This is a genomic window from Tabrizicola sp. (genome assembly GCF_051645465.1).
Lineage (GTDB): Bacteria > Pseudomonadota > Alphaproteobacteria > Rhodobacterales > Rhodobacteraceae > Tabrizicola.
This window is the reverse complement of sequence record NZ_JBOFBI010000181.1, coordinates 1-25,626: the sequence shown is the minus strand read 5'-3', so window position 1 is coordinate 25,626 and position 25,626 is coordinate 1. Positions and strand designations below refer to the sequence as shown.

20 protein-coding genes and 1 pseudogene are annotated in these 25,626 nt (G+C 65.9%); 10 read left to right on the top strand and 11 right to left on the bottom strand.

Annotation, left to right across the window (positions count from 1 at the left end):
• The 5 genes from ACRCSW_RS11630 to ACRCSW_RS11610 all read right to left on the bottom strand — a co-directional run.
• Positions 1-1,280 (bottom strand): S41 family peptidase (locus tag ACRCSW_RS11630; RefSeq protein WP_438705239.1); only part of this gene is annotated, 1,280 nt, incomplete at its 3' end.
• A 5-nt stretch (positions 1,281-1,285) separates the two neighbouring features.
• The gene (locus ACRCSW_RS11625) at positions 1,286-2,401 is read right to left on the bottom strand and encodes a murein hydrolase activator EnvC family protein (protein WP_438705237.1); all 1,116 of its coding nucleotides are present in this window, start codon (positions 2,399-2,401) and stop codon (positions 1,286-1,288) included.
• Entirely contained in the window at positions 2,398-3,945 is a 1,548-nt protein-coding gene (gene gpmI, locus ACRCSW_RS11620) for a 2,3-bisphosphoglycerate-independent phosphoglycerate mutase (protein WP_438705236.1), read from the bottom strand. Before gpmI ends, ACRCSW_RS11625 begins: the two co-directional genes overlap by 4 nt.
• Positions 3,946-4,049: 104 nt before the next feature.
• Entirely contained in the window at positions 4,050-4,937 is an 888-nt protein-coding gene (locus tag ACRCSW_RS11615) for a DMT family transporter (protein ID WP_438705234.1), read from the bottom strand.
• Positions 4,934-5,803, bottom strand: coding sequence for a DMT family transporter (locus ACRCSW_RS11610; RefSeq protein WP_438705232.1), 870 nt, complete (start codon positions 5,801-5,803; stop codon positions 4,934-4,936). The genes ACRCSW_RS11615 and ACRCSW_RS11610 overlap by 4 nt, the downstream gene beginning before the upstream one ends.
• Positions 5,804-6,050: 247 nt before the next feature.
• On the opposite strand from ACRCSW_RS11610, the gene ACRCSW_RS11605 reads away from it, so the two are divergent.
• The 5 genes from ACRCSW_RS11605 to ACRCSW_RS11585 all read left to right on the top strand — a co-directional run bounded on the left by ACRCSW_RS11605 (position 6,051) and on the right by ACRCSW_RS11585 (position 12,152).
• Positions 6,051-6,635 (top strand): ANTAR domain-containing response regulator, encoded by a 585-nt coding sequence (locus ACRCSW_RS11605; protein WP_438705230.1) that lies wholly within the window; start codon positions 6,051-6,053, stop codon positions 6,633-6,635.
• On the top strand, positions 6,632-7,801 hold the full coding sequence (locus ACRCSW_RS11600; protein ID WP_438705228.1) for an ABC transporter substrate-binding protein: 1,170 nt from the start codon (positions 6,632-6,634) through the stop codon (positions 7,799-7,801). The genes ACRCSW_RS11605 and ACRCSW_RS11600 overlap by 4 nt, the downstream gene beginning before the upstream one ends.
• Before the next feature lie 254 nt (positions 7,802-8,055).
• Positions 8,056-9,414: a CmpA/NrtA family ABC transporter substrate-binding protein gene (locus ACRCSW_RS11595; RefSeq protein ID WP_438705226.1), complete on the top strand. Its 1,359-nt coding sequence runs from the start codon at positions 8,056-8,058 to the stop codon at positions 9,412-9,414.
• A 10-nt stretch (positions 9,415-9,424) separates the two neighbouring features.
• Complete coding sequence (locus tag ACRCSW_RS11590) at positions 9,425-10,507, top strand: ABC transporter permease (protein ID WP_438705224.1); 1,083 nt, start codon at positions 9,425-9,427, stop codon at positions 10,505-10,507.
• Between the two features lie 4 nt (positions 10,508-10,511).
• Positions 10,512-12,152 (top strand): ABC transporter ATP-binding protein, encoded by a 1,641-nt coding sequence (locus tag ACRCSW_RS11585; RefSeq protein ID WP_438705222.1) that lies wholly within the window; start codon positions 10,512-10,514, stop codon positions 12,150-12,152.
• 4 nt (positions 12,153-12,156) lie between these two features.
• Here the strand turns inward: ACRCSW_RS11585 and ACRCSW_RS11580 are convergent, their stop codons facing one another.
• The gene (locus ACRCSW_RS11580; protein WP_438705220.1) at positions 12,157-12,438 is read right to left on the bottom strand and encodes a hypothetical protein; all 282 of its coding nucleotides are present in this window, start codon (positions 12,436-12,438) and stop codon (positions 12,157-12,159) included.
• Positions 12,404-12,691 (bottom strand): BrnT family toxin, encoded by a 288-nt coding sequence (locus tag ACRCSW_RS11575; protein ID WP_438705218.1) that lies wholly within the window; start codon positions 12,689-12,691, stop codon positions 12,404-12,406. The genes ACRCSW_RS11580 and ACRCSW_RS11575 overlap by 35 nt, the downstream gene beginning before the upstream one ends.
• A 53-nt stretch (positions 12,692-12,744) precedes the next feature.
• On the opposite strand from ACRCSW_RS11575, the gene nirB reads away from it, so the two are divergent.
• From nirB to ACRCSW_RS11550, 5 genes are all read left to right on the top strand, one after another.
• Positions 12,745-15,171: a nitrite reductase large subunit NirB gene (gene nirB / locus ACRCSW_RS11570; RefSeq protein ID WP_438705217.1), complete on the top strand. Its 2,427-nt coding sequence runs from the start codon at positions 12,745-12,747 to the stop codon at positions 15,169-15,171.
• On the top strand, positions 15,168-15,503 hold the full coding sequence (gene nirD / locus ACRCSW_RS11565) for a nitrite reductase small subunit NirD (protein WP_438705215.1): 336 nt from the start codon (positions 15,168-15,170) through the stop codon (positions 15,501-15,503). Before nirB ends, nirD begins: the two co-directional genes overlap by 4 nt.
• Positions 15,500-18,151: a molybdopterin-dependent oxidoreductase gene (locus tag ACRCSW_RS11560; RefSeq protein ID WP_438705214.1), complete on the top strand. Its 2,652-nt coding sequence runs from the start codon at positions 15,500-15,502 to the stop codon at positions 18,149-18,151. The genes nirD and ACRCSW_RS11560 overlap by 4 nt, the downstream gene beginning before the upstream one ends.
• A 130-nt stretch (positions 18,152-18,281) precedes the next feature.
• Positions 18,282-19,226, top strand: a complete 945-nt coding sequence (locus ACRCSW_RS11555) for a DMT family transporter (protein ID WP_438705212.1) — start codon at positions 18,282-18,284, stop codon at positions 19,224-19,226.
• 151 nt (positions 19,227-19,377) lie between these two features.
• Positions 19,378-20,925 carry an AfsR/SARP family transcriptional regulator gene (locus tag ACRCSW_RS11550; RefSeq protein WP_438705210.1) on the top strand — a complete coding sequence of 516 codons (1,548 nt, stop codon included), beginning with the start codon at positions 19,378-19,380 and terminating at the stop codon, positions 20,923-20,925.
• A 103-nt stretch (positions 20,926-21,028) separates the two neighbouring features.
• Here the strand turns inward: ACRCSW_RS11550 and ACRCSW_RS11545 are convergent, their stop codons facing one another.
• The 4 genes and pseudogenes from ACRCSW_RS11545 to ACRCSW_RS11530 all read right to left on the bottom strand — a co-directional run.
• Positions 21,029-22,936, bottom strand: a complete 1,908-nt coding sequence (locus tag ACRCSW_RS11545) for a hypothetical protein (protein ID WP_438705208.1) — start codon at positions 22,934-22,936, stop codon at positions 21,029-21,031.
• A complete protein-coding gene (locus ACRCSW_RS11540) occupies positions 22,933-24,063 on the bottom strand; it encodes a phosphatase PAP2 family protein (RefSeq protein ID WP_438705206.1) in 1,131 nt (376 codons plus the stop codon). Before ACRCSW_RS11540 ends, ACRCSW_RS11545 begins: the two co-directional genes overlap by 4 nt.
• A gap of 327 nt (positions 24,064-24,390) precedes the next feature.
• Positions 24,391-25,452, bottom strand: a complete 1,062-nt coding sequence (locus tag ACRCSW_RS11535) for a TRAP transporter substrate-binding protein (protein ID WP_438705204.1) — start codon at positions 25,450-25,452, stop codon at positions 24,391-24,393.
• 36 nt (positions 25,453-25,488) lie between these two features.
• Positions 25,489-25,626, bottom strand: a pseudogene (locus ACRCSW_RS11530) (C4-dicarboxylate ABC transporter permease); the annotation flags it as partial.

Here is a 25,626-nt window from a genome sequence, read left to right as displayed (position 1 = left end):
TCCCGAAGCTTGGCCGATTCCTCGGCGCGGTCCTGTTCTTCCTGGTAAAGCCGCTTTTCCTCGTCGGTCATCGAATCGTTGGTGATCGCGCCGCGGAGGTCGGCTTCGGACCGCTCGCGCAGGGCTGCCGATTTCTCTTCCTCGGCGGCGGCTTCCGGGTCGACCGGGGGCGGCACGGGCTGGTTCACGACGATGTCGGGCGAGATGCCAAGCGCCTGGATCGAGCGGCCCGAAGGCGTGTAGTAGCGCGCGGTGGTCAGCCGCATGGCGCCATCGCCCCGCAGCGGGATCAGCGTCTGGACCGAGCCTTTGCCAAAGCTCTTCGTCCCCACGACAACCGCGCGGCGGTGGTCCTGCAGCGCGCCCGCGACGATTTCCGAGGCCGAGGCCGAGCCGCCGTTGATCAGGACGACAAGCGGCTTGCCTGCGGCGAGGTCGCCTGCCTCGGCGTTGTAACGCTCGCCGCTGCCCTGGACCCGGCCCCTGGTGGAAACGATTTCGCCCTTGTCGAGGAAGGCGTCCGAGACCGAGATCGCCTCGTTCAGAAGGCCGCCGGGGTTGTTGCGCAGGTCAACCACCACGCCGTCAAGGTTGTCGATCCCGCCCAGTTCTTCGATGCCCTTGTTCAGCGCCTCGATCATGCCCGAAGTGGTCTGGTCGTTGAAGGTGGTGATCCGAAGGACCATGGTCTTGCCAACCACGCGACCGCGCACGGCCGTCAGCTTGATCGTGTCGCGGATGATCGAGACGTCAAACGGTTCCGTCATGCCTTCGCGGACCACGGTGATGATGATCTCGGACCCGATGGGCCCGCGCATCTTTTCCACCGCGTCGTCGAGCATCAACCCCGAGACGGATTCGCCGTTGACATGGGTGATGAAGTCGCCTGCAAGGATCCCGGCCTTGGCGGCCGGAGTCCCGTCCATCGGTGCGATCACCTTGATGAAGCCTTCTTCCTGGGTGACCTCGATGCCAAGCCCGCCGAACTCGCCGCGGGTCTGGACCTGCATGTCCTCGAAATCCTTGGCCGAAAGATAGCTGGAATGCGGGTCAAGCGAGGTGAGCATGCCGTTGATCGCTGCGGTGACCAGTTCGTCGGTCGGAACTTCCTCGACGTACTGGGCGCGGACGCGTTCGAAGATGTCGCCGAAAAGGTCCAGCTGTTCGTAGATCGAGCCGTCCTGCACGACCTCCTGCGCGACGAGCGGCCCGGCGATCTGAGTGGTCAGCAAGCCACCGGCGACGGTCCCGGCCAGTGCGGCCATCACATGCTTCTTCATCCTCGTCAGTCTCCTGTGCGGGCCAAGGCGGCAAACCACTCCAGCGGGTCCACGGGCTTGGCGCCCTGTCTGAGTTCCATATAAAGCGTTTCCGTATCTCGCCCGCCAGAGCCATCTGGCGCCAGGGTCACGAATTCCGCTGATGCTGTCGCGGGCCCTCCCATCAGGCCGAGTGGCGCGTCGGCGGCGATGACCTCGCCCACCTCGCCATACAGGATATCGAGCCCCGCGAGCACCAGAAGATAGCCGTCTCCGGGTTCAAGGATCATCACATTTCCGTAGTCGAGAAGCGGCCCGCGGTAGCGGATCGTCGCGGGCCAGGGCGCGGTGACAAGCGCGCGGGCCTGGGTGGCAAGCGTGACGCCGGGGCGCCGGGCGCCGGTGGCGTCGGCTTCTCCGGGGCGGCGCAGGACGGTGCCGAAGACCGGGAGCGGGAGCTTGCCCTTGGCACCGGTGAACGTGGTGCCGCTTGTGGCATCCGGCGAAAGGCCGGCGGCAAAGGCGTCAAGCGTGTCGGCGCTGTCCAGAAGCCCGCGGAGGACCTCGGGGTCTTCGGTAAAGCGGCGGGGCAGGTCGGTGCGGTCGGACATCGCCTGGGACAGCGCGGTGCGGGCCGCTTGCGCCGTGGCAAGGCCGCGTTCCAGCACGTCGCCCGCCGAAAGCTGGAGCGCGCGTAGGTCGGCGAGTTCCTGCAGTTCGGCCTTGAGCGCCATTGCCTCGCTTTGCAGGGCGGGGGTCACATCGGCCAGGATCATGCCCGACCGTGCGGTGCCGATCGCGCCTTCAGGGTGGAGGAGGAGGAGCGGGCCGGGGTTCGCCTCCATCGTGGCGAGCACCCCCAGAAGCCGGCCGATGCCTTCGCGCTTGGCCTCGAAAGCCTTGGTCAGCGTGGCTTCGCGGAGCGCCGCCTCACGAAGTGCGCCGCGGAGGGCGGCGAGGCCTGACTCATAGGCGCGGATGGTCTGGGACAGGGCTGCGACGCGGTCACGCGCCTCGGTCGCGGCATCGAGGGCGGCCACCGCTTCTTGCAGATCGGCCGAAGCCTTTGCGGCTTGTTCGGCCACCGTTTCGGCGGCGGCCGGGCAGGCGAGGATCAGCGCAAGGGCGGCGGCACGGATCATGCGATGAGCGTCTGGCCGGTCATCTCGGCGGGTTGGGGCAGGCCCATGAGTTGCAGGAGGGTGGGTGCAAGATCGGAGAGCCTGCCGCTTCGCAGGGTAGCGCCCTCGGGTCCGCCGACCAGAATGACCGGGACGGGGTTCGTGGTGTGTGCGGTGTGGGGTGCGCCCGTGATGGGATCGACCATCACCTCGCAGTTGCCGTGGTCGGCGGTGACGATCATCGCGCCACCCTTCGCTGTGAGGGCGGCGAGGGCGCGGGTGAGGCCGCGGTCCACCGCCTCGCAGGCCTTGATCGCTGCGGGAAGGCTGCCGGTATGGCCGACCATGTCGGGGTTGGCGTAGTTGACGACGATCAGGTCATAGCCCTTTTCGATCGCCTCGACGAAGTGGTCCGAGACCTTGTCCGCGCTCATTTCCGGCTGCAGGTCGTAGGTCGCGACCTTGGGCGACGGCGGCATGGCGCGGTCTTCGCCGGGATAGGGCACCTCGCGCCCGCCGTTCAGGAAGAAGGTGACATGGGGGTACTTCTCGGTCTCGGCGAGGCGGAACTGGGTTTTCCCGTGGTTCGAGACCCATTCACCGATGGTGTTGACCAGCACGCGCTTCGGGAAGGCGGTGGCCATGTAGGCGTTGTGGGCGTCGGAGTACTCGACCATCCCCAGCATCGCCGACCACTTCGGGCGGGGGCCGGTGTCGAAGGCGGAGAAGGCGGGATCGCCGAGGGCGGCGAGAATTTCGCGGGCCCGGTCGGCGCGGAAGTTCAGGCAGAAGAGGCCGTCGCCGTCCTTGATGCCGTGGTAGCCTTCAATGATGCTCGGACGGATGAATTCGTCGGTCTCTTTGCGAAGTTCATACGCGGCGCTGATCGCATCTTCGGCATCGGGATACCAACCGCCGGCGGGGTAGTCGCGATAATCCACATCCTTGTAAGCCATCATTGCGCGGTAGGCGGCTTCCACCCGCTCCCACCGGTTGTCGCGGTCCATCGCCCAGTAGCGGCCGGTGACGGTGGCTATGGTGGCGCCCACGGGCAGGGCGGCGGTGAGCTGCGCCATGTAACCTGCGGCTGAGGAGGGCGGGACATCCCGGCCATCGGTGATGGCGTGAAGGGCGACCGGCACGCCAAGGGCCGTCAGCGCTGTGCAGGCGGCGATGATGTGGCTGATGTGGCCATGGACGCCTCCGTCCGAGACGACGCCCATCAGATGCGCCGTGCCGCCCGTGGCCTTCACCTTGGCTGCGAAACCGGTCAGCTCGGGGTTGGCGGCAAAGCTGCCATCCTCGATTGCGAGGTCAATCGCCCCCAGGTCCATCGCCACGACACGCCCTGCGCCGATGTTGGTATGGCCGACCTCGGAGTTGCCCATCTGGCCGGTCGGCAGGCCGACATCGGGGCCGAAGGTGGTGAGAGTGGCATGGGGGCAGGTCGCCCAGAGGTGGTTGAAGGTCGGCACCTTGGCCTGCGCCGGGGCCGAGGTCGCGGGGTCCGGCCCGATGCCCCAGCCGTCGAGGATGCAAAGGACGACGGGTTTCGGGGGGGTCATGGGCGGGCTCCTGGCAGGCTTCGCCAAGGGTTTTACGCGCAGGGCGCGGGCGGGGCAACCGGGGCCGCTCATCGTGTCGCTGCGCTCGCTCTTCGCTGGGGCGGTCAGGGTTGCCGCGCTGCTTTCTCTCGGACGCGCTGGCGCCAGAGGGTGAAGATCCCGGCGGCGACCACGATGCCGGCTCCGATGGCGACGTTGATCCGCAGCGTCTCGTGGAAGACGACCAGACCGATGCCCGAGGCCCAGACGAGCTGCAGGTAGGCGAAGGGCTGGACGGCTGAAGCTTCGGCCACGGTGTAGGATTTGATGAGAAGCCAGTGGCTGAGCGCGGCGGTGCAGCAGAGCGTTGCCATCCAGCCCCAGTCGGCGGGGGTCATCCAGCTCCAGTGCGCAAGACCGAACGGCGTCATCGCCACGGCCCCCACGACGCCCGTCCAGAGAAAACTGACCGACGCGCTGTCGCGTCTTGCGACGTAGCGGGTGAGAAGGCCATAGACCGCGAACATCGCGGCGGCGAGCAGGGGGACAAGCGCCCAGGGCGAGAAGACGGCATATCCCGGCTGCAGGATGATCAACACACCGCAAAAGCCCACCAGAATGGCCGTCCAGCGCCGCCAGCCGACCTTTTCGCCCAGGATCGGGCCAGAGAGCGCGGCCACAAGCAGGGGATAGCAGGTGAAAACCGCATGCGCCTCGATCAGGCCAAGCTTTACGAAGCCCACTACCAGCACAGCGATTTCGGCCACCAGGATCAGGCCGCGCGCAAGCTGCACCCAGGGAAAGGCCGAGCGGGAGGCCGCGCGCAACCCGCCGGGCGCGCGGGCGGCGACGGCCAGCGCGAAGAGGCCGAAGAACCAGAAGCGGATCATCACCACCATGTAGACGCTGTAGTGCGACCCGAGATGCCGCGAGATTCCGTCCTGGATCGCAAAGACCACCGTGGTGGTAATCATCAGCCAGATGCCCAGGCGCGTGTTCTGCGGCGTGGTCATGCGGTCTTGCGTTCCAGGGACAGGGCGAAAAGGCCCGCAGCAATGATGACCAGCGCGCCGAGGGCGACGGGAAGTTCGAGGACTTCGCTGTAGACCGTCAGCCCGATGATCGTGACGAAGACGATCTGGAGGTAGGCGTAGGGCTGCACGCGGGCCGCCTCGATCTGTTCGTAGCACTGCAAAAGCAGCCAGTGCGACAGGATCGACAGCGCGCAGTAGAAGGCGAGGAAGGCCATGTCCTGCGGCAGCATGGGTTCCAGATGCGGCAGGCCGAGGCCGGTCATCAGGACGGCCCCGATCGCTCCGGGCCAGAAGAAGGCGGGGAAGGTCGGCTCGTCCCGCGTGGTGAGGCGGGTCAGGACGGAGTAAAGCGCGAAGAGGAAGGCCGCGGCAAGCGGCAGGAGCGCAGGCCAGGAGAAGACTCCCACGCCGGGGCGCAGGATGATCAGGACGCCAAGCATCCCTGCCCCGACCGCGGCCCAGCGTTGCCAGCTGATCCGCTCACCCAGGATCGGGCCTGAAAGGGCGACGATCAGAAGCGGGCAGACGGCAAAGACGGCATGGCTTTCGATCAGGCCAATCAGGGTGTAGCCCCAGACGATCAGGCAGATCTCGGCCACGAGAAGGCAGGAGCGGATCAGGTGGGCCGGAAGGCGGTTGGAACGGATCGCGGCCCTTGGTCCTTCGGGGCGGCGGAGGGCCAGGAGGACCACGAAACCCGCGAAGGCCCAGTAGCGGATCATGATGATCATGAGCGTGTTGTATTCGCCAGCAAGGTGCCGGGAAAACCCGTCCTGCGCCGCAAAGGCGGCGACGGCGGCGACCATCAGCCAGATGCCTTTGACGGGGTTGCGGGAGGTGGTCATGGCGAGGCTCGGTATCATTTGTATACGAGCAACGGAAGGGGCTGCCTCGCGGGTTCGACATGCAGGTCTGAACAACCGAAGCGCTGCCCGCGGCCCCGGGCCTGATCATCGTCGGGAAAGCTTCCACTGTTCGAGAGACGGGCAAACCATGGGCGGTCTGCCTCATTTTATGGCGATAGGGCACGGGCGAGGGTTTGCCGCGATGTGACGGCTTGCAGCGGCACTCGCCGAGTGATCCCCCGAAGCCATGACCAAACGCCTGTCGATCATCGTCGTGGAAAAGGACCGGGACCGGGCGCTGACCATTGTCGATGGCCTGCGCGAGGCGGGCGAGATGGATGTTCTGGTCATCGGCGAGGAGATCGGCCTGGCCCGCCGGATCGCCGAGCGGAATCCCGACCTGGTGCTGATCGACGCCGGCAACCCGTCTCGCGATGCGCTGGAGGAGCTGACCTTGGCTTCGGCGCCGATGCAGCGGCCGGTGGCGATGTTTGTCGATGAAAGCGACGGGGCGCTGACGAAGGCGGCGATCGAGGCGGGCGTATCGGCCTATGTGGTGGCGGGCCTCCGGGGCGACCGGATCAAGCCGGTGCTGGATGCGGCCATCGCCCGGTTCCACATGATGCAGAAGATGCGGGTGGAGCTGGCCGAGACCCGCCGCGCGCTGGAAGAGCGCAAGGTGATCGACCGGGCCAAGGGCATCCTGATGCGCGCCAAGCGGATCGGCGAGGACGAGGCCTATGCGCTGATGCGGAAGACCGCGATGGACCAGGGCCGCAAGGTCGCCGATGTCGCGCAGGCGCTGGTCACGGCGGCGGAGCTGCTGAAATGACGGTGCTGCGCCTGGGCTTCCTGCCGTTGGTCGATGCGGCTCCGTTGATCGTCGCGGGGGCCATGGGCTTTGCCGAAGAAGAGGGGCTGACGCTGGAGCTGGTGTCGGCGCCAAGCTGGGCGGCCCTGCGGGACCTTCTGGCGCGGGGCGAGGTTGCGGCGGCGCAGATGCTGGCGCCGGTGCCGGTGGCTCTTGCCTTGGGACTGGGGGGACCGGCGCGGCTTGAGGTGCTGTCGGTCCTGAACCTTGGCGGCAATGTCTTCGGCCTGTCTTTGGGCCTGGCGTCGCGGTTGCGGGAGGCGGGGCATGGCTTTGGTCTGGACGACGCGCGGGCTGCGGGCGAGGCATTGCTGGCGGTGGCGGGACCGGGCCTCAGGATCGGGGTGCCTTTCGCCTTTTCGATGCATCATGAACTGGTCCGCTACTGGCTGGAGGGGCTGGGCCGCCCGCTGCCCGAGGGCCTGGAGATCGTCACTGTTCCCCCGCCCGTGATGCCGGATGCGTTGGCGGCGGGTGAGGTAGATGCCTTCTGCGTAGGTGAGCCGCGCGGATCGGTGGCGGTGGACCGGGGGGCTGGGGTGCTTCTCTTGCCCACCTCGGCCATCTGGGCGGCGGCGCCGGAAAAGGTGCTGGCGGCGCGGGCGGGCTGGGCCGAGGCGGAGCCGGACCTGTCAGGGCAGCTGATCCGGGCGATCTGGCGCGCGGCGCGCTGGCTGGGGCAGCGGGCGAACCTTTCGGTCGCAAGCGAGATTCTGGCTGTGCCCGGGCGGCTGGGGGTTTCGGCCGAAGTCATCGAACGCAGCCTGACCGGGCGGCTGGTGATCTCTCCGGATGGCATGGAGCGGCAAGTGCCGGGGTTCCTGCGTTTCCACGACGGGGCGGCGGGGTTCCCCTGGCGCAGTCAGGCGGCCTGGATCGGGGCGCGGCTGGCGGCGCGGCATGGGCTTGATCCGGTGGCTGCACAGGACACGGCGGCGGCGGTGTTCCGCAGCGATCTTTACCGGTTGCATCTGGGCCCAGCGGGGGCCGACCTGCCCGCTGCCAGCGCCAAGGTGGAAGGGTCGCTGGCCCAGCCGACTCCGGTCGCGTCCTCCCGCGGGAAGCTGATTCTACCGCCGGACCGCTTTTATGATGCACAGGTCTTCGACCCCGGCCTGCCCGCGTGATGAAATTTTGAGCGCTGCGCCGCGGCATCGGAAAAATATGGCTCCATTGCGCCTTGCCAAGCCAACCCACGCTTGACGCCGCGATGCAGCGTGGCACTCTGACCTCAAGCGCCGAGACAACGACGTCTCAACCGCGCCTATCCCCGCCAATGGGAAAGCCGAGCAGTGCCGCTCGATCCATCGTCATAATGACGAAGGGTCCTGCGGCTTTTTCCGTTTCAACGCCCGCGACCGGGCCACGAGGAACCGAAACCATGATGCGACTGACCGCCGTTCTGATGACCACCGCCCTCAGCCTCCCCGCCTTTGCCGAGACGCCTGGCATCGAGAAGGACGAGCTGACGCTTGGTTTCATCAAGCTGACCGACATGGCCCCGCTGGCGATTGCCAAGGAGAAGGGGTTCTTCGAGGAGGAGGGTCTTTCCGTCACCCTCGTCGCCCAGTCGAACTGGAAGGTCCTCTTGGACGGCGTCGTCTCGGGCGAGCTTGACGGGGCGCATATGTTGGCCGGTCAGCCGATTGCGGCCTCGATCGGGTATGGCACCAAGGCGGCGCTCGTCACGCCGTTCTCGATGGACCTGAACGGCAATGCGATCACCGTGTCGAACGCGGTGTGGGAGGACATGAAGCCGCACGTCAAGCTGGACGCGGATGGCAAGCCCGTGCATCCGATCACCGCAGACGCGCTGAAGCCGGTGGTCGAGGCCTACGCAGCTGAGGGCACGCCCTTCAACCTCGGCATGGTCTTCCCCGTTTCGACCCACAACTACGAACTGCGCTACTGGCTGGCGGCAGGGGGGATCAACCCTGGGCTCTATTCGCCCGATGATGTCTCGGGCCAGATCGGCGGCGAGGTGCTGATCTCGGTCACCCCGCCCCCGCAGATGCCCGCAACGCTGGAGGCCGGGACGATCCTTGGCTACTCGGTGGGCGAGCCCTGGAACCAGGCGGCGGTCGCCAAGGGCATCGGCGTGCCGGTCGTGACCGACTACGACATCTGGAAGAACAACCCCGAGAAGGTCTTCGGCCTGACCGCCGAGTTCGTGGAACAGAACCCGCGGACAACGCTGGCGCTGACCAAGGCTCTGATCCGCGCGGCGATCTGGCTGGACGAGAACGACAACGCCAACCGGGCGGAAGCGGTGGAGATCCTCGCCCGCGCCGAATACGTGGGTGCCGATGCGGCGGTGATCGCGAACTCGATGACCGGGACGTTTGAGTTCGAGCCCGGCGACAAGCGCGCCGCCCCCGACTTCAACGTCTTCTTCCGCTACAACGCGACCTTCCCCTACTACTCTGACGCGGTCTGGTACCTCACCCAGATGCGCCGCTGGGGCCAGATCGCCGAGGCTCAGCCCGACAGCTGGTACGACGAGACGGCGAAGTCGGTCTACAAGCCCGACATCTACAAGCTGGCCGCCGAGGCGCTGATCGCCGAAGGCAAGGCGACCGCCGACATGTTCGACTTCGACGAAGATGGCTACCGCGAGCCGGTGTCGGACTTCATCGACGGCGTGGCTTACGACGGGAAAGCTCCGAACGCCTACATCGACAGCCTGGCGATCGGGCTGAAGGGCGACCAGACGGTCGTCGGCGGCGAAGTGACGAATTGAGGGGGCGAGGATGACAATGCTCGACCCCGCCGTGACGATGAAACCCCCGGCCCCTCAGAAGGGGCCGACGCGGTTTCCCGCTTTCATCGGCAAGGCCGACCCGTGGTTCCGGGTCTTGGGCTTTGGCTGGCTGACCCCGATCCTGCGCCTTGCCTCGGGCGAGAACCCGAAGGCGCAGTTGGCGGACCTATGGCGGCTGGCCGTGGTGCCGGTGCTGGCGATCCTGGTGTTCCTGATGCTGTGGGCCTGGGCTGCGCCGAAGGTGGTCACCTCGCTGGGGGCGATCCCTGGCCCTGCGCAGGTGTGGGAGCAGGTGGGTGTGCTTCATGCCGATGCACTGGCCGAGGGCGAGAAAGAGGCCGCGTTCTATGCCAAGCAGGCGGAGAAGAACGCGGCCCTGATTGCCGAAGGCAAGGCCGATGAGGTGAAGGATCGCACCTATACCGGCAAACCGACCTATTATGAACAGATATTCACATCGATCCAGACCGTGTTCTTCGGCTTCCTTCTGGCAACGCTGGTAGCGGTGCCTTTGGGCATCCTGTCCGGCATGTCGGCCACGGCCAATGCGGCGCTGAACCCCTTGGTGCAGATCTTCAAACCCGTCTCGCCTTTGGCCTGGCTGCCCATCGTGACGATGGTCGTTTCCGCCGTCTATGTGGGCGAAGGCGGCATGTCCAAGAGCTTTGTGATCTCGGCAGTGACGGTGACCTTGTGTTCGCTTTGGCCGACGCTGATCAACACGGCTTTGGGCGTGGCGTCGATTGACAAGGACCTGGTGAACGTTGGCCGTGTGCTGAAGCTGACGACCTGGACCAAGATCACCCGGTTGGTGCTGCCGTCAGCGCTGCCGCTGATCTTCACCGGGTTGCGGTTGTCGCTGGGCGTGGGCTGGATGGTGCTGATCGCAGCTGAAATGCTGGCGCAGAACCCCGGCCTTGGGAAGTTCGTCTGGGATGAATTCCAGAACGGCAGTTCGGAATCGCTCGCGCGGATCATGGTGGCGGTTCTCACCATCGGGATCATCGGCTTCCTGCTGGACCGGGTGATGTTCGCGCTCCAGCAAGCCTTCACCTTCTCCGGAAAGCGGTGACGTCATGGGCATTCTTGAACTGAAGGGCGTCTCCAAGGGTTACGGCGCGCCGGTGCTGAAACGGCTGGACCTGAGCGTCGAAGAGGGCGAGTTCCTGGCGGTTTTGGGCTTCTCCGGTACCGGCAAGACGACGCTGATCAACCTGATGGCCGGGCTGGAAATGCCGGATGCGGGGCAGGTTCTGTTCCGAGGTGCGCCGGTCACCGGGCCGGGGCCAGAGCGGGGGCTGGTGTTCCAGTCCTACGCGCTGATGCCCTGGCTGACGGTGGCGGGGAACATCGGCCTCGCGGTCGACGCGGTATCGAAGGGTAACAAGGCCGAGCGCGCCGCGCTGGTGTCGAAGTATATCACGATGGTTGGGCTGTCCCATGCGGCGGATCGCCGTCCGGCGGAGCTGTCCGGCGGAATGCGCCAGCGGGTCGCCGTGGCTCGCGCGCTGGCGATGCAGCCGGAGGTCCTGCTGATGGACGAGCCGCTCTCGGCGCTGGACGCGCTGACGCGGGCGAATGTGGCAAGCGAGATCGAGGCGATCTGGGCCGCCGAGAAGCGGACGGTGGTATTGATCACCAACGACGTCGACGAGGCGCTGGTGCTGGCCGACCGGATCGTCTGCCTGAACCCTGACGGGACGCTGGGCGCGATGTTCCCCGTCGCACTGCCCCGTCCGCGTGACCGTGCTGCGATGAACGACGACCCGGTCTTCAAGTCGCTCAGGGCCGATGTCACCGCCTACCTGATGGACGTGGGCATCCAGAGCAAGGTCGAAGGCACCCGCACGCTTCCCTCCGTCACCCCGCGCCACGCCCTCCCCCGCGCCTATGCCGAGGCGGCGAAGAGCTTTACCGACGACCGCTACCTGCACTTCTCGCAACTCCACAAGGTCTACCCGACGCCAAAGGGCCCGCTGACCGTGGTGAAGGACTTCAACCTGACCCTGAAGAAGGGCGAGTTCGTCTCCCTCATCGGTCATTCCGGCTGCGGCAAGTCCACCGTCCTGACCATGGCGGCGGGGCTGAACGACATCTCAAAAGGCGCAATCAAGCTGGACGGTCTGCACGTGGAAGGCGCCGATCCAGAGCGGGCGGTGGTCTTCCAGTCGCCCAGCCTTTTCCCCTGGCTGACCGCGCGGGAGAACGTCGCCATTGGCGTCGACCGGGTCTACCCCAAGGCCACCCAGGCCGAGCGGCAGGATGTGGTGGAATACTACCTCGAGCGCGTGGGCCTCGCCGATGCCATGCACAAACCCGCGGCGGAGATGTCGAACGGGATGCGGCAGCGGGTCGGTATCGCGCGGGCCTTTGCTCTTAGCCCGAAGCTGCTGTTGCTCGATGAACCCTTCGGGATGCTCGACAGCCTGACCCGCTGGGAGCTGCAGGAAGTCCTGATGGAGGTCTGGTCGCGCACGCAAGTCACGGCGATCTGCGTCACGCACGACGTGGACGAGGCGATCCTCTTGGCCGACCGCGTGGTGATGATGACCAACGGGCCGGAAGCGACGATCGGCAAGATCACCGAGGTGAAACTTCCCCGCCCCCGCACCCGCCGGGCGCTTCTGGACCATGCCGACTACTGGCACTACCGCGCCGAAATCCTGGGCTTTCTCGAGGAGTACGAGCACAGCCACAAAGGCAAGGAGGCCGCGTGATGGGTTATTCGGCGGCGTGGCGGGCGGATTTGGCCAGCCCTTCAAGCATCTCGGCGGCACGCTCAAGGAAGCCTGGCTTGCCAGGTGAGAGCGGAAGGAAAACATCGCGCTCGATCCCGCACACCTCTGCCGCACTGAAGAAGGCCTCGCGCTCCTGCACGAATGCCTGCGCTTCCCAGAAGCCCCCAAAATCACGGGCATCTACAAACCAAAGGAGATCTGCCTCCGTCAGCTCCCTGACGTCGCCATCTTCATTGGTTAGTGGTGGACGATCCTTGTACGCCATAACGCCTTATCTCACGAATGTTGCTCTTTCTCAACGAGATGATGCGCAAGACCTCGCCGCGGATTGTGAAGGCGCAGGTCATGAGCCGACCATCCAGCATGACCAGAGCGACCTGCCGATCCTCGCCATAGTCATGTCTTCGATCGGGCTCACTCCTTGCATGCGCCCAATCCAGCCGCGCCGCGTCAGCCAGCGACAGCCCGTGCTTTGCGCGATTCGCCGCATCCTTCGCCTCGTCCCACTCGAATTCCATGCTGCCAAGCCTAGCCGCGGCGTGGTTAAGCAAATGTTGCCGGAGGTTCGCGCATGAAGCTGGTTGTCATCGGGGCCGGAATGGCCTCGGGCCGGATGCTGGAGCATCTCTTCGATGCGGGGTTTGCCGGTCAGGTCACTCTCTTCAACGGTGAGCCGCGGGGGAATTACAACCGGCTGATGCTGTCGCCGGTCCTGTCGGGCGAGAAGGCCTATGAGGACATCATCACCCATGATGACTCCTGGTATGCGGCGCAGGGGGTGATCTGCCGGTTCGGCGAGCATGTGACGAAGATCGACCGCGAGCGGAAGGTTGTCGTCTCGAAAGCAGGTGAGACCCCCTACGACGCGCTGGTGATCGCGACCGGGTCGGCGCCGTTCATGATTCCGGTGGCGGGGAAGGAGCTGCCGGGCGTTGTCACCTACCGCGATCTGGAAGACACCAACGCGATGATCGCGGCCTCGAAGCCCGGTGCCAGGGCCGTCGTGATCGGTGGCGGTCTTCTGGGGCTGGAGGCCGCAGCGGGCATGGCTGCGCGGGGGGCCGAGGTGACGGTGATCCACCTGATGGGCCATTTGATGGAGCGGCAGCTGGACCCCTCCGCCGGGTATTTGCTGCAGAAGGACCTCGAACGCCGAGGCATCCGGATTCACTGCAAGGGGGCGACGAAGGCGATCCTTGGTACGGACCGGGTTGAGGCGGTGCTTCTGGAAGACGGCACGATCTATGACGCCGATCTCGTCTGCATGGCGGTGGGTATCCGGCCGGAAGTCCGACTGGCAACAGATGCGCACCTAGAAGTCGGGCGCGGGGTCGTCGTGAATGACCAGATGCAGACCAGCGACCGGGCGATCTGGGCGCTGGGGGAATGTGTCGAGCATGAAAAGCAGCTCTTTGGGCTGGTGGCGCCTTTGTACGATCAGGCGAAGGTTCTGGCGGCCAGCCTGATGGGGCAGGCGGCGGCGTTCCGTCCGGTGCAGACCGCGACGAAGCTGAAGGTGACCGGCGTCGACCTTTTCAGCGCAGGCGACTTCGCCGACGCACCGGGGCGCGAGGACATCGTGTTCCGCGATCCGGGGCGGGGGGTTTACAAGCGGCTGGTCCTGGAGGGAGAAAAGCTGGTCGGAGCCGTGATGTACGGCGACACCGCCGACGGCGCCTGGTTCTTCGACAAGATCAAGTCGGGCGACGACATCGGCGACATCCGCGAGACGCTCATCTTTGGCCCGGCCTTCCAGGGGGGTGCCCAAGCGGACCCTCTGGCAGCCGTTGCAGCCTTGCCGCCTGAGGCGGAAATCTGTGGCTGCAACGGCGTCTGCAAGGGGAAGATCGTTCGGGCGGTGGAAGGCGGCGCGGCGACGCTCGATGCGGTGCGGGTGGCGACCAAGGCAAGTGCAAGCTGCGGGACCTGCACGGGGTTGGTCGAGAAGGTGATGGCCCTGACGCTGGGTGATGGGTTCAAGGCGAACGCCAACCCAGCCATGTGCAAATGCACCGACCACACGCATGAAGACGTCCGGCGGATGATCAAGTCTACCTGCCTCAAGTCCATCCCGGCGGTGATGCAGGAACTTGGGTGGAAGACGGTCGGGGGCTGCGCAAGCTGCCGTCCGGCGCTGAACTACTACCTGATTTCGGATTGGCCGCTGGACTACAAGGACGACCGGCAGTCGCGGTTCGTGAACGAGAGGAACCATGCCAACATCCAGAAGGACGGCACCTATTCGGTGGTCCCCCGGATGTGGGGCGGGGTGACGACTCCGGCGGAGCTGCGGGCGATTGCGGATGCAGCGGACCGTTATGCCGTGCCGATGGTGAAGGTCACGGGCGGGCAGCGGATCGACCTGCTGGGGGTGAAGAAAGAGGACCTGCCTGCGATCTGGGCGGACCTCAACGCCGCCGGGATGGTCAGCGGCCACGCCTATGCCAAGGGGCTTCGGACGGTGAAGACCTGCGTGGGGTCCGAGTTCTGCCGGTTTGGCACGCAGGATTCGACGGGGCTGGGGATCAGGCTGGAGAAGCTTCTGTGGGGATCGTGGACGCCTGCCAAGGTGAAACTGGCGGTCTCTGGCTGCCCAAGGAACTGCGCGGAAGCCACATGCAAGGATGTGGGCGTTGTCTGCGTGGACTCCGGCTATCAGGTCAGCGTTGCCGGGGCCGCGGGGATGGATGTGAAGGAGACCGAGCTTCTGATCACCGTCCCGACCGAGGAGGAGGCGATGGAGGTCATCGCGGCCTTCGTCCAGCTTTACCGCGAGAATGCTCGCTACTTGCACCGCGTCTACAAATGGGTGGCGAAGGTCGGCCTTGACTGGTGCAAGGCGCAAGTATCCGACCTTGAGACCCGCGCGGCGCTGGTCGAACGGTTCCGGATCAGCCAGTCGATCTACCAGAGCGACCCGTGGGCCGAGCTTTCTGCCCCCACAGAGCGGGCGCAGTGGGCGCCGCTGGCCGACCTGTCGCTGGAGGCCGCGGAATGAGCGCCATGATCGACATCGCCGCGCTGGAGGACATTCCCCGGCAGGGTGCGCGGGTGATCAAGACCCACGCCGGTTGCGTCGCAGTCTTTCGCACGGCTGACGATCAGGTCTTCGCGCTCGAGGATCGCTGCCCGCACAAGGGTGGGCCTTTAAGCGAGGGGATCGTCCATGGCACGCAGGTCACCTGCCCGCTGCATGCCTGGGTCTTCGATCTGGCAACGGGGCACGCGCAGGGGGCCGACGAAGGCCAGGTGCGGACCTTTGCGGCACGCACCGAGGGCGGTCGGGTGTTCCTGGATGCCACATTCCTGCGGCGGCGGTCGGCGGCATGAATGCCCCTCACCCCAACCCTCTCCCCCGTGGGGGAGAGGGGGCTGTCCGCTCTACCTGCCCCTACTGCGGGGTGGGCTGTGGCGTGATCCTGACGCCGGACGGGGTTGGGGGACTGTCGGTAAAGGGTGACCCGGAGCATTCGGCGAATTTCGGGCGGCTCTGCTCCAAGGGCTCGGCTTTGGGCGAGACTTTGGGGCTGGAGGGGCGGCTTTTGGCCCCAAGGGTCTTTGGGCAGGAGGTGGGCTGGGACGCCGCTTTGGACGTGGTGGCCAAGCGCTTCGCCCGGACGATTGCCGAGCACGGGCCGGACTCGGTGGCGCTTTATGTCTCGGGGCAGTTGCTGACCGAGGACTACTATGTCGCCAATAAGCTGGCGAAAGGGTTCTGGGGCACGGCGAACATCGACACCAATTCGCGGCTCTGCATGGCGTCGTCGGTGGCGGGGCATCGGCGGGCATTTGGCACCGACACCGTGCCGGGGCAGTACGAGGATCTGGAACTGGCCGATCTGGTGGTCCTGGTCGGCTCGAACCTCGCCTGGTGCCATCCGGTCCTCTTCCAACGCCTCGCGGTGGCAAAGGCGGCGCGGCCTTCGCTGAAGGTCGTTGTCGTTGACCCCCGGCGGACAGCGACCTGCGAAATTGCCGACCTGCATCTGCCGATTGCTCCGGGAGGGGATATCGCCCTTTTCAACGCGCTGCTGGCCGAGATCGAGGCGAGGGGCTGCGCCGATCTGGCGTTTCTGGACCATGTCACGGGGGCCGAGGCGGCCTTTGCGACGGCCCGTGCGAGCGATCCGGCAGGCGCGGGGGTCTCGACTGCTGACTTGCGGGCGTTTATCGACCTCTGGTGCGGCACTGAAAGGGTGGTCACGGTCTACAGCCAGGGCGTCAACCAGTCGGCCTTCGGGACCGACAAGGTCAACGCGATCCTGAACTGCCATCTGGCCACAGGCCGGATCGGGAAGCCTGGGATGGGACCGTTCAGCGTGACCGGCCAGCCGAACGCGATGGGGGGCCGTGAGGTGGGCGGGCTGGCCAACATGCTCGCCTGCCATCTGTCGATCGAGGACGAGGCGCACCGGGAAGCGGTGCAGGGGTTCTGGCGGTCCCCCGCGATGGCCGGGAAACCGGGGCTGAAGGCGGTCGACATGTTCCGCGCGGTTGCGGATGGGCGGATCAGGGCGATCTGGATCATCCATACAAACCCGGTCGTGTCGATGCCCGAGGCCGATCTTGTGGCCAAGGCGCTGGAGGCTTGCGCCTTTGTCGTGGTGCAGGACGTCACCGCCGCGACGGACACCGCGCGGCTGGCGCATGTCCTCTTGCCCGCCACCGCCTGGGCCGAGAAGGACGGAACCGTCACCAACTCCGAACGCCGGATCAGCCGTCAACGGGCGGTGTTGCCCGCACCGGGACAGGTGCGGGACGACTGGCGGATCCTTGCAGGGGTCGCGGCCCGGATGGGGTGGGGCCAGGCTTTCGCTTGGGAGAGCCCGGCTGAAGTATTTGCCGAACATGCCGCGCTGTCGGGCGTTGCGGGCGCTTTGGGCAGCGATTTCGACATTTCGGATCACGCCGAGATCGGGCAGAACGAATACGACGCGCTTGACCCGTTCACCTGGCCCGCAAACGCCCGGCAGCGGGGTGGGCGGTTCTTTGGCGACGGGCGGTTCCACACGCCGGATGGCAAGGGTCGGATGGTCGCCGTCCACGCCCCGGCGATGCCGACAGCCGACCTCCCCTTCCGCCTGAACACCGGCCGCATCCGCGACCAGTGGCACACGATGACCCGCACGGCGAAAAGCCCGCGGCTCTCGGCCCATCTGGCGGAACCGTTCCTCGAGCTGCACCCGACCGACGCCGACCGGCTGGGGCTGGCGGCCGCCGATCTGGTCGAGGTCACGAACCCCCTCGGCCGGGCGATCCTGCGGCTGCTGATCACCGACCGGGTCGCCCCCGGCCAGCCCTTCGCGCCGATGCATTGGACGGGCGAGACCGCGCCCTCGGCCCGGATCGACGCGCTGGTGGCGGCAAATCCCGATCCGGTCTCGGGCCAGCCGGACCTGAAGGGCGCGCGGGTGGACCTGCGCAAGTTCGCGGCAGGCTGGCACGGGTTTGCAGTGGGCACAGAAGACATCCGCCCCGACTGCGCCTATTGGGCCAAGGCCAGGGTCGCCGGAGGCTGGCGGGCCGAACTGGCCGGAGAGACTGCGCCCATGGACTGGGTGGCCTATGCCCGCTCACTGTTCACCTTGCCCGAAGCCGAAGTCGCAACCGTTATCGACCAGGCCAAAGGTCTGGCGCGGGTCGCGTTCCACCGTGACGGGCGGCTTCTCGCAGCCCTTTTCGCCGGGCCTGCCCCGCTGGCGCTGGCACGGGACCAGCTGGCGGCGCGGCTGGGTGCGACCAGCGCGCAAGATGCGCTGGCCGGCCGGGCAAGGGCCGACACACCCGACCCCGGCCCAACGGTCTGCGCGTGCCTCAACGTCGGGCTCAACACCATCCGCGACGCGATCGAGACCGGCCGCGCGCTTACCGTCCCCGCCCTGGGTGAGGCACTGGGCGCAGGCACCTCCTGCGGCTCATGCCGCCCGGAACTGGCAGGGCTGATCGCCCGGTTCCGAATGCGGGAAGCGGTCGAGTAGGGCACCACAGCCCCCCCAATTGCGCTGGAATGACGCAAGTGACGCAGCGTCACTCTGCGATCACGACGCCGGGTGCAGTTCTCGCCCAATGGCCCCTCGGATCGTTTCATTTCGATCACGGAGCCCTTTCATGATCTCGGTCCTTCCGCCCGCGCCCATAGGCTTTCTGCGCGCGCCCCGCCCGGTCTTGATGCTGCTTCTGGCCGCCTTCTTCTGGGGCTCGGGCAACGTCGCCAACAAGACAGTGCTGCAAGAGATCGACCCCTGGGCCGCCGTCGCGCTCCGCTGCCTTGTCGCGGCACTGTTCCTTCTGCCGTTTGCCCTGCGCGAGGCGCGACGGCCCAAGGCGGCATACTGGTTGCCAAGCAGCCTGATCCCCTCGGGCTTCTTCGCCCTTGGGCTGGCGCTGCAACAGTTCGGCTATCAGACCGCAACCGTCACCAACGCGAGCTTTCTGGTCAACGCAGCCTGCGTGCTGACGCCAGTCCTCGCGTTCGTCCTGTTCCGCGAACCGCCGGGCCGGGCCATTGCGCTTGCCGCCGGGCTGATGTTTGCGGGCGCATTGGTGATGAGCGGGGCCACAAGCTCGCTTGCCAGGGTCAATCCTGGCGATCTTCTCTGCCTTCTGTCGGCGCTGGCCTATGCCTGCTGGGCCGTGACGCTGGAACGTCATGCCAAGCGCCACGGCAGACCGGTCGCAACGACGCTGGTCCATTGCATGCTCACTATGGCCTTGGCGCTTCCGCTTGCCGTTTCGGCCTGGCCAGAGGGTACGCCCCTGCCCTATGGCGCGCTGCCAGAGGTGCTTTATCTTGGCGTCTTCTCCACCGCGCTGGCCTTCCTTTTGACGGTCGCCGCACAAGCGCGGGTCTCGGCCTCGGTCGCCTCGGTGCTTGTCGCTGCCGAAAGCCTCTTCGGCGCTGCGGGTGGTATCCTGTTTCTGGGCGAACGGCCCGGTCAGGCCGTGCTTCTGGGTGCCGCGCTGATGCTTCTTGCGATTCTGACTGTCGCGGCTGCGACCACGGGGCCGCCTGCACCCAAAGTCATCATGGAAAAGGCAAAGCGAAAGGTCTGATCCCGAGGCTCGAAAGAAGCCGCCGCTATGGCATGTTGCAGAGACGAGGATCGAACCGCTCCTTGACGCTGCGTCAGCCAAGGCCATACTGGTCGGGCTGCTGGGGTAGGGGAGCATCTTCGGACGCGACCCGTGGCGAAAGACCAACGCAATGCGCGCTCGACTGGATGGCCCGTTCCGAGTGATCGCCGAGGACGGGTCGGATGTAACTCCAAAGGGCATGAAAGAGCGGGCGCTGCTTGCGCTTCTGCTTATGTCGCCTGGCCAGCGGCGCACGCGGGTCTGGCTTCAGGATAAGCTCTGGAGCGACCGCGAGGCTGACCAGGCCTCGGGCAGTTGCCGACAGGCGCTGTCAAACCTGCGCAAGACGCTTGGCCCGGCCAGGGACCGGCTGATGTCGGATCGCACGACGATCTGGATCGCGCCCGAGGCCGAGGTCGAGGACCGCGGTGAAGGCGAGCTTCTCGATGATCTGGACGTGCGCGATCCGGAGTTTGTCGACTGGCTGCGCGACCAGCGCCAGTCGCGAGAGATCAAGGCGCAGGCACCGGCACCTTTCGTTCCGCAGGCTGCTACGCAGCGGCCAGCGGTGGTGATCTACCAGCGGTCCCGCGCAGGCGGAGAGCGGGCGGCCTTCCTTCTGCGGGGGTTCGCCCAGCGAATCGGCGGCGAGCTTGTGCTTCTGCAGGGCTTCGATGTGGTGCAGTCCGAGGATTCGAGTGCCGTCCTTCCCGAACATGCGGTCGCCATCATCGAGATCGAATCCTATGCCGAGGGCGAGGCGATCCATGCGCTGGTCCAGGTCCTCAGCGCACCGTCCCGTCGCCTGGGCTGGGCTGGGCGGCTGCAGCTGCACGGGCCCGTCCAGAATGTCTGGGAATCGGATAGCGCCACACGGGTGGTGAACCGCAGCGTGCAGGCCGTCTGCGATATCGCTGCAACTCAGCCTGCGCTGAAGTCTCTGACGGCGTTGAACCGCGCCATCCAGCGCATCTACGAATTCGACCGCAGCCGTCTGGCCAAGGCGGATGAGCTTCTGGCCACTGCGTCCACCGGCGACACCCATGGCCTGGCCCTGGCCTGGCGAAGCTTCGTGCGGCTGACCTGGGCGCTGGAATTCCGCGACCAGTCCTACGCGCGCGAGGCGCTGAATTTCGCGGATGAAGCGCTGCAGGAACTGGGGGACCATCCGGTGGTGCTGGCGCTGGCCTCGCAGGTGAAGCTGAAGGTTTCGGGTGATCTGGAGGCTGCCCATTACCTTGCGCTCCGGGCTGTCGAGAAAGGCGATCAGAACCCCTACGCGCTGGATGCGCTGTGTCAGTCGATGATCATGCGCGGCAACTACGAAGAGGCCGATGCCCTGGCCACCCGCGCCCGCCGTGCGGCCGAGGGGTTGGCGCACAGCTTCAACTGGGACATGCAGGCCTGTCTTTCGGCGCTGTCCGTCGGGCGGCTTGAAGCGGCGCGGGATGCGGCGGCGGATTGCCACGGCAAGATGCCCTTCTACCGCCCCGCGCTGCGCTATCTGGTGGCCTTGTCGCTGCTTCTGGATCGGCCAGAGGACAGCCAGACCTATACAGGCCGCCTCCGACGCCTCGAGCCCGACTTCGAGCCCCGGTTCCTGACGCAACCCGACTACCCGGTAGACACGCTTCGCGCCCTGGGCCTTGTCGAAAAGCTCCGCACGCGCCTAGGCTGAGGCAGCCCCGGATTCTGCTTAACAAAGCATGAACGGCACTAATAGTACTTCAGAAACAACAGCCTATTCACTTGTCCCACCGTGGGTCACTTTATGTCCCCTGTCAGGGGCCCGGGTCGATCTGATCCAGAGGCCGTGGGGGAATGCCCAGAAGCTTCCGTCCATGCAGCCCCGCGGCGGCCGAGGTGCCGGACATGCGGGTCCTCTGCGGCGTCCCTTTCGCGGCACACTCGCGACCCCGCATCTGCCAGCCGTCATCGACCAGCTCGGCCTGCGGCGGCAGCGCCCCGTTCCGTGGCCGCCCCGAGTAGACGGCGGGCTGCTCCGGGCCAAGCCCGAACCTCTCCAGCGCCCCGACCGGCACGGCGCCGGGCGTGGTCGCCAGAACCGAGATCGTCCCCAGCCGCCGCACATTCCCGTCGCCGACGTCGTCCTGCAAGGGCGCGCCCGTGAAGTCAGCGTCGCGGTATTGGAGATCCACGAAGACAGCGCCGCGGTGGGGATGGGCCTCATCGGCGACGGGGTCCCGATCGTCGCGCAGGCAGCAAAGCTCGGCCCGCTCGCCAGCCCCGACCCAGATCTCCCAGTCCCCCGCCGGAGCAGGTGGTCGGCCGTCGTTGTTCACACCCGTGCCCAGCAGTGCCAGCCGTATCATCGCCGATGTTGTCGTGTCCGGTCGCCGGGTGACCGCGCCGATGATGTCCGTCCCATAGAGGATCGCCATGGGCCGGTTGATCTCCAGCGGAACGAAGACCGGCGCCTGCCCCGGCAGGGCAAGGCCAAGCGTGCGGGGGCCGGGCTTGGTTCCCTTCAGGACGATATCCACCGAGTTGGGCGAGAAGTCATCCGGCGGCAGGCGCCAGGTCACAGGCCCCGGTGCCTCAACCGGGTCGATCAGCGCGGCGCAACGGTCCTGCAGGTGGTTTCCAGTGGGCACGACAAAACTGATCTGCTGTCGCCGGTTCAAGAGCTCTGCCATCGCCTGGGCCACGGGATGGGTTCCATCCTGCGGCCCCGCGACGAAGCCGAAGGGCAGCACGATCACCATCGGTAGATTGGACAAACCCTTGGCCTCGGTGATGCCAAGGATTACTTCGACGGTCAGTGTCAGGACCGCCGAAAGACTGTCCCCGTCATGGTCCCTGAGTACTGCCATCGGCAGCTCGATCCCGTACAGCGCGAAGTCGTCCCCGTCAGGATACTCCCCCCCGGCCAGAAGATCGGCCACACCGGTGCCGTGCCATCCCGCATCGGTGTGGGCGCCGCCGTTCGCGCCAAAGAAGCTGTTCGGAAAGTCGTTGCCAAGCTTGGCAAGCACGGCGTGCTGGCCCTCGGTGTCCGCCAGAAGGCAACGGTCTTCGATGTCTTTTTTGGACAACCGCTCGGCAACATCCTTGCCGATCGTTGGCCCGTCGAAATCGAGATAGACCATCTCGCGGAACCGCGACTGGCCGCCGTCCCGGAAGGCCGGGTCCCAGAAGGCGATACCGGCGTCGATAATCACCGCGATGCGCTTGATGCGGTCCAGGTCAATGTCCGAGCCTGGCTTGAATTCCAATGTGCTTGGTAACATGCCTTCTTGCGCCAGATTGGTCGGCGGCCCCAGGAACAGACGTTCGGATGTCGCGGGTTCGGCTGACGCTGTTAGGCCCGACTCTCTTTGGGCGGAGTCTCTTTGGGCGGATTCGGTTTGGGTCGAGTAGGGTTTGGTCGAGTCGGGCTTGTTCGGGTTAAGCAGGCTCACCAGCTCGACCGGGTCGCTTAGTACCGCATTGCTGGCAAAGAAGATGCTCACGCTATCTCGGCGCTCCGATCTGGGCTCCGATCTGGGCGCAAAGGTGAACACATATCGCCCCTGAGTTTCCGGCAGCCCAGCGGCGTCCGCCTGCCCGGCGATCTTTCGCAACCCGGCAATAGCGGGAAGAGCAGCGGGCAGGTAGTTCCACGGCAGGAGCGCGGCGATGTCCTGTTCGATCCGGGCGAGGGGTGCGAAGCTTAGGGGGATGGTCATTCCCAGCCCCCGGCTGTGGAACCATCGCCCAGTACTTCACCAGCGACCAACTTTGCCAGCCGCGTCAGATTCCCCGGCGGCAAGGCTCCGATTGTCGACGGAGTACAGACCGAGGTTGCAGGCATGTGCACAACCCGGTTGGTATGCCCGTAGGCCTCGATCTCACGCAGGTCCAGAGTGTCCAATGCCGTGCCCGGCGGGTCCTCCCCGGCGATGAACTTGAGAGGCAATCCAAGGCCTGACGTGTGGATGTCCTTCCCGAAGACCCGCTTCACGACCAACGCGCCGAGCATGTCGCCTAGCAAGGCCCCGCCGATATGGTCGACGGGGAAATGCACGCCCGCAAAGCCACGATTGGCAGCGATCCGGGCTGCCAGACGGCGAAGGTTCTGAAGCCGCGAGGGGTAAAGCGCCCCAAGGACGGCGGCGGCTGCAAAGGCCTCGGTCGCGTGGCCGCTGGGGAAGGAGCTGTGGCCGGGGGTCTGGATGATCGGCGCCAGATCGTTGGCCACCGCCTCGGGGCGGTTCATCTGGAAGATGGCCTTCATCTCGGTCGCGATGCGGAAGGCAACCTCCTGCACGGCATCGAGCAGGACCAGAATCCAGCGCCGTGTCTCGGGCGGGGTCGGGACGGCAAGTGCGAGGAAACTGACGATGTCGGTCTGCTGCAGGACGATCTCGGGCAGACGTTCTTCGCGGTGCCACTTCTGATTGCGGACATGGTCGACCTGGCGCTGCCAGAAGGCCAGCGTTGCTGGTCCTGTCAGAAGCTGCAGGGTCAGCCAATCGGGCCCGTCGACCTCGAGCGTCGCCGAGCGGTCGTCCGGATCAAATGGCCCGGGCGTAACCGAGACGCCGGCAAGCAGGTCGCGCACCAGGAGATGCAGACGGTGGCGGTCATTCAGTCGGCGGAAAAGCGTGTCCTCGGTTGGGCGGACCAGAGCTTTGGGAGTAATGGCCACGGGCTTGCCATTCATCGCCAGCATCGCTGACTGCAACGCCGAACTGAGCGTCAGCGACGATCCGTCGCCAAGCATCGACAGTTCATCGTCGTCGGTGCCGGACTTGTTCGACTTGTTGGATTTGTTCGACTTGTTGGATTTATTGGATTTGTTCGACTGTGCCATGGGCCTTAGCCTTTCCCGGTCAAAAGAGGTGCAGTCAATCGTCTGGAGGGGTCGCGCGCAAAAGGGGGCGCACCGCCGCGGGCCTGGATCATCGGTTTGGATGGCGCCATGTGACTCGATCCTTCCCCAAGCGGTCAAGCACGTCCTCGGCTCGTTGTCCGGCGGATCGCCGCCAGCTGTCGGCGGGTGATCTGCGGTGGACGGATGGATCAGACATGGGCTGCGTCAACGCAGCGTCAAAGCGTGAAAGAGCGGCGTGCTGGCTTAAGGAAAATGGCCCCGCAGGGGATGCGCGGGGCCATTCTTGAGCGTCCGGAACTGGGGAGGTCAGTTCAACTCGGCCGCTCTGTCTGCGGCGACAGCGGTTTCTGCTGCCGTGACTGCCGCCATGAAGGTATCCAGCACTTCCGGTCCGCCTTTGACGTTGGCTTTGAACCAGTCGAAGACAGGAGCAACAGCGGCCTTGAAGGCGGCCTTTTCATCGGCGGTGGGCACATAGATCTCGCCCCCTGCGGCGCGGAAGTCGGCATAGGCCTGGATCTCTTTGCGCTTGGGCGAGGCGAAGGTTGCCTGCTGAAGGGCGGCGAAACCGTCAGCCACGATCTGCTGCTGTTCCGGCGTCAACGACTTGAAGCGGTTGTTGCTCATCCACCAGAAGGCCCCCATGTAGCTGTGGCCGTCGAGTGTGAGATACTTGATGCCCGCATCGGTGAACTTCATCGACATGATGTCGGTGATGCCGTTGGCGGTGCCTTCCACCACGCCGGTCTGCAGCGAGGTGAAGAGCTCGGGCCACGGGATCGGGGTCGGCGAGGCGCCGAGCGTGGTGGCGAGCGTTTGCGGCAGGTCGGCCGGGACGGTGCGCATCTTGAGGCCGGCAAGGTCGGCGGGTGCTGCGATGCGCTTCTTGGTGTTGGCGTAGTTCCGCCAGCCGCCGGTGTTGCCGATCGTCATCAGCCGGATGGTGTCGCCGCTGTCCGCTAGCGCCATGGCGCGCAGTTTGGCGGTGAAGTCGGTGTTGGTCAGGACTTCTTCGGCGACACGGTCGTCGTTCATCAGATAGGGCAGATCAAGGACCTGGACGTAGGGGAAAAGGCCAGCCACGCCGCCGCTGGTCGAGACGTAGACGTCGATCGTACCGTCGGCCACCCCAGCCAGGCATTCGTCGCCCTTGGCGCAAAGCTGGGTGCCCATGAAGATTTCCACGCCGATGGCGCCGTTCGAGGCGTTCTCGACATAGTTCTTGAACACGACGAGGCCGTCGTAGTCTTCGTCCTGTTCGTTCGAGTTGGCCGTGGCGCGCAGCATGATCTCTTGCGCGAAAGCTGCTCCGGTCGTGCCCGCCAGAAGCGCGGTCAAGGCCAGGGATTTAAGGGTCGATCTGAACATGGTTCCTCCCGTTTGTGTGAAGTTCAGGGTCTGGGGTCAGTCCACGAAACCTGCCAGGCGGGGCAGGGTCAGCGAAATCGCGGGGATGTAGGTGATTATGAGGATCACCAGGATTTCGACCGCGAGGAAGGGCAGCACGGCGCGGGCAATCGTCTCGACCCGCAGGTTGGAGAC